The organism is Gammaproteobacteria bacterium (assembly GCA_029862005.1).
Lineage (GTDB): Bacteria > Pseudomonadota > Gammaproteobacteria.
The window spans coordinates 79852-92265 of sequence record JAOTYD010000009.1; the positions used below are offsets into that span (position 1 = coordinate 79852).

General features: G+C 54.2%; 10 protein-coding genes. 6 read left to right on the forward strand and 4 right to left on the reverse strand.

The window, feature by feature from the left end; genetic code table 11:
- The first annotated feature begins 226 nt into the window (after window positions 1-226).
- Together OES20_08320 and OES20_08325 are read left to right on the forward strand one after the other, a co-directional pair.
- A complete protein-coding gene (locus tag OES20_08320) occupies window positions 227-1195 on the forward strand; it encodes a TAXI family TRAP transporter solute-binding subunit (GenBank protein ID MDH3634698.1) in 969 nt (322 codons plus the stop codon).
- Window positions 1196-1311: 116 nt separating this feature from the next.
- Window positions 1312-3030, forward strand: coding sequence for a TRAP transporter fused permease subunit (locus OES20_08325; GenBank protein ID MDH3634699.1), 1719 nt, complete (start codon window positions 1312-1314; stop codon window positions 3028-3030).
- Window positions 3031-3042: 12 nt separating this feature from the next.
- Here the strand turns inward: OES20_08325 and OES20_08330 are convergent, their stop codons facing one another.
- From OES20_08330 to OES20_08345, 4 genes are read right to left on the reverse strand one after another with little or no spacing between them, the layout of a single operon-like run.
- Window positions 3043-3783, reverse strand: a complete 741-nt coding sequence (locus OES20_08330; protein MDH3634700.1) for an SDR family NAD(P)-dependent oxidoreductase — start codon at window positions 3781-3783, stop codon at window positions 3043-3045.
- Window positions 3780-4442: a phosphoglycolate phosphatase gene (gph, locus tag OES20_08335; GenBank protein ID MDH3634701.1), complete on the reverse strand. Its 663-nt coding sequence runs from the start codon at window positions 4440-4442 to the stop codon at window positions 3780-3782. The genes OES20_08330 and gph overlap by 4 nt, the downstream gene beginning before the upstream one ends.
- Window positions 4435-5145, reverse strand: a complete 711-nt coding sequence (ubiG, locus tag OES20_08340; protein ID MDH3634702.1) for a bifunctional 2-polyprenyl-6-hydroxyphenol methylase/3-demethylubiquinol 3-O-methyltransferase UbiG — start codon at window positions 5143-5145, stop codon at window positions 4435-4437. The genes gph and ubiG overlap by 8 nt, the downstream gene beginning before the upstream one ends.
- 2 nt (window positions 5146-5147) lie before the next feature.
- Window positions 5148-6467, reverse strand: a complete 1320-nt coding sequence (locus OES20_08345) for a TRZ/ATZ family hydrolase (GenBank protein ID MDH3634703.1) — start codon at window positions 6465-6467, stop codon at window positions 5148-5150.
- Window positions 6468-6750: 283 nt separating this feature from the next.
- On the opposite strand from OES20_08345, the gene gyrA reads away from it, so the two are divergent.
- Genes gyrA through OES20_08365 form a run of 4 tightly spaced genes read left to right on the forward strand, consistent with a single transcriptional unit; the run spans window position 6751 to window position 12375 of the window.
- Window positions 6751-9306, forward strand: a complete 2556-nt coding sequence (gene gyrA / locus OES20_08350) for a DNA gyrase subunit A (GenBank protein MDH3634704.1) — start codon at window positions 6751-6753, stop codon at window positions 9304-9306.
- A 5-nt stretch (window positions 9307-9311) separates the two neighbouring features.
- On the forward strand, window positions 9312-10406 hold the full coding sequence (gene pheA, locus OES20_08355; protein ID MDH3634705.1) for a prephenate dehydratase: 1095 nt from the start codon (window positions 9312-9314) through the stop codon (window positions 10404-10406).
- The gene (hisC, locus tag OES20_08360) at window positions 10406-11515 is read left to right on the forward strand and encodes a histidinol-phosphate transaminase (GenBank protein MDH3634706.1); all 1110 of its coding nucleotides are present in this window, start codon (window positions 10406-10408) and stop codon (window positions 11513-11515) included. The genes pheA and hisC overlap by 1 nt, the downstream gene beginning before the upstream one ends.
- The gene (locus OES20_08365; protein MDH3634707.1) at window positions 11512-12375 is read left to right on the forward strand and encodes a prephenate dehydrogenase/arogenate dehydrogenase family protein; all 864 of its coding nucleotides are present in this window, start codon (window positions 11512-11514) and stop codon (window positions 12373-12375) included. The genes hisC and OES20_08365 overlap by 4 nt, the downstream gene beginning before the upstream one ends.
- Window positions 12376-12414 lie beyond the last annotated feature (39 nt).

Below are 12414 nucleotides of genomic sequence, written 5' to 3' on the forward strand. Positions count from 1 at the left end.
TAGCGATCAAGCCTGATTACAGGTCTTAAAGTAGAAGCGCTGGTCCAGAAAAATCACAAAATTAAAGACATCCGGTTGGCCTGAACGCTAAATCGCGCTCCCAGATTAAGTGCCGAGCCGAAGCAATATTCTTGGTCCCACGATAAAATTTCTTGATCTGGATCATTTTTCCCGCGTTCTGGGGATTTAAGCTGCGAACTTCGAACAAAAATAAATCGAGGGTATTATGAAAAAGCAAACATTCTTAGTTGCAGCGGTTGTAACGCTTCTGACCGCGGGTCTGTCAATGACGGGAACAGCCCTGGCCAAAGAACGAATAGTATTTAGTGGCGGGCCGGCCGGCGGTACTTTCCAGGTCGTCGCAAACGCGATGCAGGTGTACAAGCCGATGAAGGCATCACCGGATTTCAGGGTCAGGGCCCAGTCCTCGGCCGGTTCGGTAGAGAACCTGCGCAAGGTTAATTCAGGCAAGGCGCAGATGGGCGTGGTTTATTCGGGTCATGTGTTTCTGGGCAGAAACGGCCAGATGAAGAATGATGCCAATAAGTACGAGGATGTAATGGCGGTAGCCTGGCTGTATGGCGCCCCTGGTCAACTTATCGTCCAAAAGGATTCTGGAATTAAGAGTGTCAAGGACCTGGTGGGCAAGAAGGTAGGGGTCGGCAATGCCGGGTCCGGCGCATTTGCCAACTGCGAGCTATTTTTTACCCACATGGGTGTCTGGGACAAGATCGAGCGCAATGCGATGGGCTATAACGATGCCGCACAGGCTTTTGGTAACAATCAGCTGGATGCTTTCTGGTTGTTCACCGCGTTTCCAAGCGGTGCCGTCATCATGGCCGCTCAAACCAACGATATCGCGCTGGTGGACCTGGGCGAGGATGCCGAAAGCAGTGGTTTTTATGACAAGTACCCGTATTTCTCAAAGATTTCGGTACCTGCAGGCACCTACCGTGGTGTCGATTATGCAAGCAACTCGTTCCAGGATTCCGCGCTTTGGGTAGCTAACTCGAAGGTGACCGATGACACGGTCTACAAGATGTTGTCGATGATTTACACCGATGAGGGCCTGGCGCACATGAAGGAGCAGAAAAAGACGTTTAAACTCATGAGCCTGGATACCGGCACCCAGGGCGTGGTCACACCCTGGCACCCCGGTGCTGTCAAGTTCTGGAAGGAAAAAGGCATGATGTAAGTGATTGAATGAGCGAGAGGCGGTTAAGCGCCTCTCGCTACAAGGATGTTAATACTAAAGCCGGGCTAACCGGCGATCATAATAAGAATACGGGGGAGATTATGCAGGTCGAAAAAATGAATAAGTTCGAACAGATACTGTTCGACACGACGGCCCTTGGCCTGATTTTGTTTTACTCTTACTCGGCTGTTATTGCCCCGGCCGCGACCCAGTTTCATCGCGGTATCTACGTCATTGCCACCTATTTCCTGGTATTTCTGGTGTATCGCAGCAAGGGCAATATTGGACGCATCTGGGACTACCTGCTGATCCTGGTTTCGGTCGTTACCCTGGGATACTGGATTGTTAATTTTGAGGTCATCAACTATCGCGCGGGCGCAGAGACCGAGCTTGATAAATGGATCGCGATGGCGGGTGTATTGGTTGGCGTCGAGGTGGCGCGCCGGGTGGTTGGTATTGCCTTCGTCATCATTGGCACTATCATGCTGCTCTATGGGGTCTACGGAGAATATGCCCCGGAATTGATCTCGCATGCGGGTGATACCTTTCCCGATTTATGCACCAGCATCTTCTACAAGAGCGATGGTGTATTCGGGATCATGGCAAACGTACTTGCGACTTATATCATCCTGTTTGTTTTTTTTGGCGCGTTTCTGGAAAAATGCGGGGCCCAGCGTTTCTTCATCGATTATCCGCTGGCCGCCGTAGGCCATAAGATTGGCGGCCCGGGTAAGGTTTCGGTGATCGCCAGTGGCCTGTTCGGTTCGATTTCCGGCAGCGCAATCGCGAATACGGTATCGACGGGCGCCTTCACGATCCCGATGATGAAAAAAGCGGGCTTTCAGCCGCACGTCGCGGGTGGTATCGAACCAGCCGCTTCTATCGGGGGTATGTTCATGCCACCGATCATGGGTGCGGGTGGCTTCATCATGGCAGAAATGACAGGGTTGCCGTATTCGCAGATCATGCTGGTCGCGATATTCCCGGCACTGATGTATTTCTTCAGCGTTTTCATGATGGTTCATTACTACGCCAAGAAAAATAATATCGTGGGCGAAAAAAGTGAAAAGAGTGCCGGCGAAATTTTCAAGCAAAACTGGTATTACATACTACCCCTGGTGGCGATTACGATCCTGATGTTGATGGGCTATTCGCCCGGTTTTTCAGCCATTATCGGAATCATCACCTGTATCGCCGTGAGCTGGTTCAGGCAGGAGACCCGCATTGATGTCAGGGGATTTGTCAGTGCCTCGCGCGCGGGAGCGGAGGCCAGCCTGAAGATCGGTGCGACGGTTGGCGTCATCGGCATCATCATCGGCGTTCTGACCTACAGCGGCCTGATCCTGACCTTTGCCGACATTGTCATCGAACTGGCTGCCGGACGCCTCTACCTGACCATCCTGCTGATCGCGGTGGCCTCGCTGATTCTGGGGATGGGCGTTCCGGTAACGGCAGCGTACCTGATCACCGCGGTAGTGGCGGTACCCGCTTTGACGCATCTCGGGGTTAACGAAGTCGCAGCACACATGATTGTTTACTGGCTGTCACAGGATTCCAATATCACACCGCCGGTTTGTATCGCCGCTTTTGCGGGTGCAACCATCGCCAAGGCAAATATGTGGGCAACTGCCTGGGTCGCATTCAAGATGGCCAAGTTTCTATACCTGGCGCCTTTTCTTTTCGGGTATGTTCCGGGCTTTTCGCTTGACGGCAGTGCCTCGGATATCGCAATTACGTTCCTGCTGGTGTTCTTCGGGACCTGGGCCTATAGCTGGTTACTCAGTGGCATCTGGATGAATCGTTTCAAGAAGGGCACCGCTTCAACTGAAAGCTGAACAACAGGGTTATCAGCCTGGGCCAAAGACTTCGCCGTTTTCGATTACCTGGTCGCTGACCAGGTAGAGAAAGGTATTGAGATGGTGTTCGGGCGTCGGCAGGCGATCGTTAATATCGGCGGCCGGGTAGGCGCGTAACTGCAAAGCGGTACGTGTTTTGCCCGGATTGACACAGTTGACGTGCAGATCGCTGCCCTCGTATTCACGCGCCAGCAGGCCCGCCATTTCCCTGAGCCCCTGCTTGCTGACCTGGTAGGCGTCCCAGTAGGCCCCCGGCTTATTATCAACCATGAAGACGATCGAACTGTGAGCAGAGCGAACCAACAGCGGCAGGCAGGCACGCGTCAGCAAGTATGGCGCATGCAGGTTGACCTGGTGTACCTGGTACCAGGTAACAGCATCGCTTTGCGCGAATACCGTCGGTGTGCCCAGGATTGCAGCGCAATGAATGATGCCGTCCAGGCGCCCTAACTGGCTATCGATGCTACTCGCCAGTTCCAGGTAGTCCTGCTCGGTAGCACCTTCGAGGTTGATCGGATAAATCGCGGGTGTCGGGTAACCCGCCTGTTCAATCTCGTCGTAGAGTGATTCGACCAGGCGTAAATTTCGACCAACCAGGATGACCGTTGCGCCATGCGCCGCCAGCGCCATCGAAATGACCTTGCCAAATCCGCCGGTGGCACCGGTAACCAGGACTACCTTATCCTTTAGCAAATCGTCGGCGGCTTTAAAATTTTCCGGTACGGTTTTCATCGATTTACCAGCAGCGGGTGTTGCATCAGATCGGCGGGGCGTTCAATAAACCCGTCTGCGCCCCAGGCGTCGGTGCGGGTTCCAGGTTCGATATAGCCATAGGTGGCAACCAGGGTTTTCATTCCTGCCGCCTTGCCGGCGACAATATCACGTTCGTCATCACCCACGTAAACGCAGCGGCTGCAATCGACCTGCAGGCGTTCGGCCGCAACGGTTAACGGCATGGGATGAGGTTTTCGATGCTCCAGCGTATCACCGCCGATTACGACACTGACGCGCTGTGCGAGATCAAGCTGCTCCAGCAGGGGAAGGGTTAACCACTCGGGCTTGTTGGTGACGATGCCCCACGGCATCGAACGCGCTTCGAGTTCGCCGAGAATCGCCTCGTAGCCGTCGAACAGTCTTGATTGTTCGGCTACGATTGCGCGGTAATGTTGCAGAAATCGCTGCCGCAGCGGTTCGATCTCCGCCTCGGGGACTTTACCTGCAAAGCCCATTCGGGTTAAAACCAGGCCTCCCCGCGACACGTGGGGACGGATCGCGTCGAGCGACAGGGGTTCGAGGCCTTCCTCCCGCATCAGGTTGATCAGCGCGCCACCCATATCAGGCGCGGTATCGATGAGGGTTCCATCGAGATCGAACAATACGGCTTCAATCATCGAAGCAGGCGGTTAACAGGTAATTAACATCGACGTCACGACCAAGTGTGTAGTTTCTCGTGATCGGGTTATAACTCATGCCGGTTATGTCGACTATCCGCAGGCCGGATTCGCGCAGTTGAGCCGCAATTTCCGAGGGTTTAATGAACTTTCGGTACTCGTGGGTACCGCGTGGCAATAATCCGAGCACGTACTCGGCACCGAGAATCGCCAGTGCAAACGACTTCGGATTACGGTTGATGGTGGACAAAAATAGCAGGCCATCGGGTTTCAGCAGGCGGGTTGCCGCGCTAATGACAGAGTCGGGGTCGGGAACATGCTCGAGCATTTCAAGGCAGGTTACAATGTCGAACCGGGTTTCGTTCTGCTCGGCAAAGGCTTCTACTGTCGACAGTTGATAGTCGATATCGAGCCCCGATTCATGCAGGTGCATCCTGGCTACCTCGAGGGATAAATCGGCCATGTCGATACCGGTTACACTGGCGCCTTTCGATGCCAGCGATTCAGCCAGGATACCGCCACCGCAACCAACGTCGAGAATGTTCTTGCCGTTGAGATTGCTCGCCTGTTGTTCGATATAGGATACTCTTAGCGGATTTATCTCGTGCAGTGGTTTGAACTCGCTTTCGGGATCCCACCAACGGCTTGCTAGCGACTGGAATTTGTCGATTTCGACCCGATCCACATTTGCTTCAGTTGACATAGCTAACTCTTGATTTTTCGCGCCCAGGATGCGGCCCTGGAAATTATTTCATTGCCGTCGAGGTTGCAGAGTTCGAATTCCCTGAGCTGGGCAATCCCGTCGATCCAGACGTGCGAGACTTGCCGACTGGACGCGGCATATACGATCTGGACGACCGGCTCGTAGAGTGGCTGGGTATTGAACTCTGCCAGGTTGATGGCAATCAGATCGGCATACTTTCCCACCTCGATACTACCGATTCGGTCCGCCATGCCCAATGCCCTGGCTCCGTTAACCGTGGCCATCTCGATCGCCTGGCGCGCATTGCAGGCACTTGCGTTGCCGCTGCTGCCCTTGGCCAGCATCGCTGCGGTGCGCATTTCCCCCAGCAGGTCCAGATCGTTGTTACTGGCCGCACCATCCGTGCCCAGGCAAACATTGATCCCTTTGTCGAGCAAGGCAGCAACCGGGCATATTCCGCTGCCCAGCTTGAGATTTGATTCGGGGCAGTGTGCCACGTTGACACCGGCTTCGGCGATCCGCTCGATCTCGAATTCATTCAGTTCGGTCATGTGTACCGCAACCAGGTTGGAGTTCAGCAGGTTTAGCTGGTCGAGACGCTCCAGCGGTCGCTGGCCGTTTTTTTGCTGGGCCTCGGCCACTTCTGCCGCGGTCTCGTGCACGTGCATGTGCACTGGAACATCGAGTTCGTTACTGTACATCGCGATCTGGCGCAACGGTTCGTCTGAAACCGTGTAGGGTGCATGGGGTGCCAGGGCACTGCTGACCAGCGGCAATTCCCGAATTTCATCATGTACTGCAAGCGCCTTGTGTAGATATTCATCGGCGTTCTTCGCCCACGGGCTGGGGAAGTCGAGTACGATAAGGCCAATGACACTGCGCATACCGATTTGCTGTGCGCAGCGTGCAATTTCGTCTGGAAAGTAAAACATGTCGCTGAGGCATGTGGTTCCAGATCGGATCATTTCTGCCGCAGCCAGTTTGTAGCCGTCAACGGCGAACTCCGGGTTTACCCAGCGCGCCTCGGCCGGCCAGATATGCTCGTGCAACCATTCCATCAGTGGTAGATCGTCGGCCATTCCGCGAAACAGGCTCATCGACGCATGGGTGTGGCTATTCACCAGGCCGGGCAGTAGTGCACAATCGGGCAACTTGACGAGTTCGGCCTCAGGGTAACAGGGCAGTTCGGTAATTTCGTCAACACTGACCAGTTCCTGGATCCGGTTGTCTTCGATGACAACAGCGTAATCCTGCAGTACCTCGAAGCCCGGGTTTACCGTGACAATCCAGTCGGGCTGGATTATTTGATAGTGATGTTGCATAAACGAACCTTACAAGATTAATTAACCCGGCGACAATACATATCGTATTCAGGACTTCGAGAAAGCGTCAGATCAAGGCGCGGCTTGCAACCAGGGCCCAATGCATTCGCTACGCTCATGGGGCCGGCTCTGGTTGTTCCATTGGTAAACGCTTAAATCCGCTTATTTCCACGCTGACGAGGCGATCTTACCGGTAGTGTTAACCCTTGGGTTTGTGATAAAATCCCGCAGATTCAAAATAAATCATTCCTACGACATTTCTAAGTACTGAGTAACGATTTTTATGGCTAATATTGCCAAGGAAGTTTTTCCTGTAAATCTGGAAGACGAGATGCGTCAATCGTATCTCGAATATGCGATGAGCGTCATCGTCGGGCGTGCCCTGCCAGACGTGCGTGATGGTCTCAAGCCGGTGCATCGGCGCGTGTTGTACGCGATGAGCGTGCTCGGCAACGATTTTAACAAACCTTACAAGAAATCAGCCCGGGTGGTCGGTGATGTCATCGGTAAATATCACCCGCATGGCGATACCGCGGTTTACGACACCATTGTCAGGATGGCGCAGCCTTTTGCGATGCGTCACATGCTGGTCGACGGGCAGGGTAATTTTGGTTCAGTCGATGGCGATTCTCCGGCAGCGATGCGTTATACCGAGGTGCGAATGTCGAAAATTGCGCACCAGTTATTGGCCGATCTCGATAAGGAAACGGTCGACTACCTGCCCAACTACGACGAATCGGAACACGAGCCCGTGGTGTTGCCGACCCGCGTCCCGAACCTGCTGATCAATGGTTCCTCGGGCATAGCCGTCGGTATGGCGACCAATATTCCGCCGCATAACCTTACCGAGGTCGTCGACGCCTGTATCTACCTGATCGACGAGCCGGACGCCGATATCGAACGTTTAATGGAGATTATACCGGGACCCGATTTTCCAACCGCGGGCCACATCAACGGCGCCCGGGGAATCCGAGAAGCTTATCGCAGCGGCAAAGGCAAGATATACCTGCGCGCGAAAACCCATTACGAGGAAGACAAATCGGGGCGACAAAGCATTATCGTTACCGAGCTACCCTACCAGGTAAACAAGGCACGCTTGCTCGAGAAAATTGCCGAACTGGTCAAGGAAAAACGACTCGAGGGAATTACCGGCCTGCGTGACGAATCGGACAAGGACGGCATGCGCATGGTCATCGAATTGCGCCGCGGTGAACTTGCCGACGTGGTACTGAATAACCTGTATAAGCAGACCCAGATGCAGAACGTGTTCGGCATCAACATGGTTGCACTGGTTAACGGGCAACCGCGGCTGCTCGACTTGAGACAAATTCTGGAAGCCTTCTTGGTACATCGCCGCGAGGTTGTCACCCGGCGTACCGTATTTGACCTCGGTAAAGCGCGTGATCGCGCGCATATCCTCGAAGGCCTTGCAGTTGCGCTGTCGAATATCGATGAAATTATCGAGATGATCAAACGCTCCTCGAGTCCGGCGGTTGCCAAGGCCGGCCTGCTCGACAAGCCCTGGGCACCGGGCGTGGTCATGGAAATGCTGCAGCGTACCGGCGCAGAATCCTCGAAGCCCGAAGGCGTCGGTGATAAATATGGACTGGTCGGTGGAAATTACCAACTCACCGAGAAACAGGCACAGGCTATTCTCGATTTGCGACTGCACAAGTTAACCGGCCTGGAACAGGACAAGATTATTACCGAGTACCGGGAAATTCTCGAAAAAATCGAGGATTTACTGGACATTCTGAATCGGGATGATCGACTCAAGCAGGAAATCAGGCGCGAACTCGAGGAAATCAAGAATGAGTTTGCCGATCCCCGGCGTACCGAAATCATTATTGATCATTCAGACCTGACGGTCGAAGACCTGATCAGCGAAGAAGACGTGGTGGTCACGATTTCGCATCTCGGCTACGCCAAGGCGCAACCACTGGAATCTTATTCGGCGCAGCGGCGCGGTGGCAGGGGTAAGGCCGCTACCCGCGTTAAAGACGAGGATTTTGTCGAACAGATGTTCTCGGCCTCTACCCACGATACGCTGTTGTGCTTTTCGACGCGCGGCAAGGTCTACTGGCAAAAGGTTTATCAATTGCCGATTGGAAGCCGCACGGCACGTGGTCGGCCCATGGTCAACCTGTTACCACTTGAAGAGAATGAACGCATCACCGCCATCCTGCCGGTACGGGAATACCCCGAAGACCGTTTCATTTTCTTCGCCACGGCCAGCGGTAAAGTCAAACGTACGTCATTGTCTAATTTTTCGCGCCCACGGGCGAACGGCATCATTGCCCTTGATCTACGCGACGAGGATAGCCTGATCGGTGTTCAACTAACCGACGGCAAGTCTGACCTGATGCTGTTCACCAGTGCCGGTAAAGGTATTCGGATTGGTGAAACCGACGTCAGGGCCATGGGCAGAACTGCGGCCGGGGTCAGGGGTATCAAAATCAAGCCCGGCGACGAGGTCATATCATTGATCGCGGTAGATACCAACGACGGGCAGATCCTGTTTGCAACCGAGAACGGCTATGGGAAACGCACTCGAGTCGGAGACTTTTCTGTGCAGGGCAGGGGTGGGCAAGGCGTGATTTCGATCCAAACAACGCCACGTAACGGACCTGTCGTCGGGGCCATAAAAACCACCGGTGACGAGGAAGTCATGCTGATCAGCAACAGTGGTACGCTGGTACGCACGCCAACGGATGACATCTCCGTCATGGGTCGTAATACCCAGGGCGTGACCTTGATCAGGCTGGGTGAAAGTGAACAACTGGTACAGATAGAACCGGTGGCAGCCAGTGTTGATGATATCCAGGACACCGACGACTAAGTTTCATGAGTGATGCCACGCTGGAAGAGTTACGCAAGCGCATCGATGCAATCGACGAGCGGCTGCTTGAATTAATCAACGAACGCGCAAGCTGCGCGGTGGATGTCGCTGCCGTCAAACGTGAACTAAGCGAAGCGATTGACGAAGGCGTCGATTTCTTCCGACCCGATCGTGAAGCCCAGGTGATCAATCGTCTCAAATCCTTAAACCAGGGACCACTCAGTGACGACGAGGTCGGCCGATTGATACGGGAGATCATGTCAGCCTGCCTTGCTCTGGAACAACCGCTGAAAATCGCCTACCTGGGGCCCGAAGGTACGTTCACGCAGAGCGCGGCACTTAAACACTTCGGACATTCCGTGTCGACGGTAGCGATGAGTAGCATTCCCGACGTGTTTAACTCGATCGAGTCGGGGCATGCCAACTATGGCCTCGTGCCGGTGGAAAATTCGACCGAGGGTGTGATCAGCCACACGCTCGATATGTTCATGGATTCGAAGCTCAAGATCTGTGGCGAGGTCGAAATTAGAGTCCATCATCACCTGGCGTCCGGTTCGCAGAATGTATCGCAGATCAAGCGGATTTACTCGCATCAACAGTCGTTCGCGCAGTGTCGCCGCTGGCTTGATCAGAATTTCCCTGCAATCGAACGCATCCCGGTCAGCAGCAATGCAGAAGCAGCCCGCCTGGCCAGTATCGAGGCAGACGCCGGGGCCATTTGCGGTCTTCCGGCCGTCGAGATCTTCGGTTTGAAGATCTGCTTCGAAAACATAGAAGACCTGTCTGACAATACCACGCGTTTCGTCATCATCGGTGCCCAGGATGTCGGCCCCAGTGGTAACGACAAGACCTCGCTGTTAATATCAACCAAGAATGTACCCGGGGCCCTGCTGGGATTGCTGCAACCGCTCGCTGATCACGGCATCAGCATGAACAAGATTGAGTCCCGCCCGGCACAGGGGCACAAGTGGGCATACGTCTTCTTTATTGATATCGATGGCCACCAGGAAGATCAAAACGTTATCGAAGCCTTAAATGAGCTGCAGCAACAGGCCGCGTTGTTTAAAATACTGGGCTCCTATCCGAAAGCCTCTCTCTGATGTCTGTAATTGATTCTGCGCTGGTGCAAATCAGGCGATTGCACCCTTATTTACCCGGCAAGCCGGTCGAGGAGCTGGAACGCGAACTCGGTATCGCCAGCGCCATAAAACTCGCCTCGAATGAAAATCCGTTGGGATGTTCGCCGCGGGTGCGGGATGTTTTGGCCCGTGCGAGCGATCACCTGGAGCTTTACCCGGACGCAAATGCTTTTTACCTGAAGCAGAGGCTCGCGCAAAAACTCGGTGTCGAAGAAAACCAGATCACCATCGGTAACGGATCCAACGATGTTCTCGACCTGATTGCACGCAGCTTTCTCAATAGCGAGACCGAGGCCATCTATTCAAAGTATGCCTTCATGGTTTATGCGATGGTCACCCAGGCTTGTGGTGCGCGCGCAAGCGTCGCTGTTGCTCGTGCTCCCGACTCGAACCAGCCTTACGGACATGATCTCGATGCGATGCTGGCGCTGATAGGAGACGACACCAGGCTTATATTTATCGCTAATCCGAACAATCCGACCGGCACCTGGCTTAAGCGCAATGAACTTGAAACATTTATCGAGCAGGTTCCGGATCATATTGCGATCGTCGTCGACGAAGCCTATTTCGAGTATGTTGAACTGGAAGAATACCCCGATTCGATACAGTGGCTGGACCGTTATCCGAACCTCATCGTAACTCGCACTTTTTCCAAGATTTACGGGATCGCGGGACTGCGAATCGGCTACTCGATATCGAGTCCCGAACTCTGTGATTTATTCAACCGCGTCAGGCAGCCTTTCAATGGCAACACGCTGGCCTTAGCTGCTGCCCGTACTGCGCTGGATGACGATTCCTTTGTCGATGAAAGTCGGCGTGCCAATGCTCAGGGTTTAAAGCTCATGCGCAACTGGTTTGATAACCGGGAAATCGATTACATTCCCTCGGCCGGTAATTTTTTAAGCCTGCGATTTGGCGACAACAGTGACCAGGTCTACCAGGCGTTACTGCAGCGTGGTGTTATCGTCAGGCCGATTGCAAATTATGAAATGCCGGATTTTCTGCGTATCAGCGTTGGTACCAAATCCCAGCTTGAACAGCTGTTCAGCGCACTGGACGATATCCTGTGATCGATAAACTCGCGATTATCGGGACCGGGCTCATCGGCGGTTCGCTGTCGCTGGCATTAAAACAGGCCGGTGCCGTCGGGCAGGTAATTGGTTATGGCCGTAACCGGAGCAACCTGGAAAAAGGTCTTGAGCTCGGGGTCATCGATCGCTATGAATCGTCGATCGAGGCCAGCGTGCGCGACGCCGACATTGTCGTTGTCGCGGTGCCCCTGGGTGCAATGCAACCGGTATTTGCCGAGCTCAAATCCGCGCTTAAAAGTACGGCCGTTATTACCGATGTCGGTAGCGCCAAGGGCTCGGTGGTGACCGCGGCGGCTGCCGAGCTAGGGGAATTATTTCCCCGCTTTGTACCCGGTCACCCGATCGCCGGTACCGAGAAAAGTGGAGTCGAGGCCGGATTTGCCAGTCTGTATCAGAATCGTCGCGTTATTTTGACGCCGGGGCAACAAACGGACCCCGATGCTATTGCCGCGATCGAGGCAATGTGGCTTGAATGCGGTGCCATTATCGAGTTCCTGAACGTCGAACATCACGACAAGGTGCTCGCGGCGACTTCGCATTTACCGCATATGCTGGCCTATGCCCTCGTGCATTACCTATCCGGTTTAAACGATCACGACGAGATATTCCGATTCGCCGCCGGGGGATTTCGTGACTTCACACGCATAGCCTCCAGTGATCCAGTTATGTGGCGTGATGTCTGCATTGCTAACGGTGACGCGCTGGTTGGCCTGATCCAGCAATACCAGCAGGAACTGGACCGGGTCGCAGCAGCCATTAGCGCCGGGGATGCCGAAGAATTACTGAAATTGTTCGGAAAAGCCAAGTCCGAGCGCGATTCATTGATCGGAAACTGTTGATGACCCGATTCGTTTGCCGGCCCGGGGGCAACCTCAGCG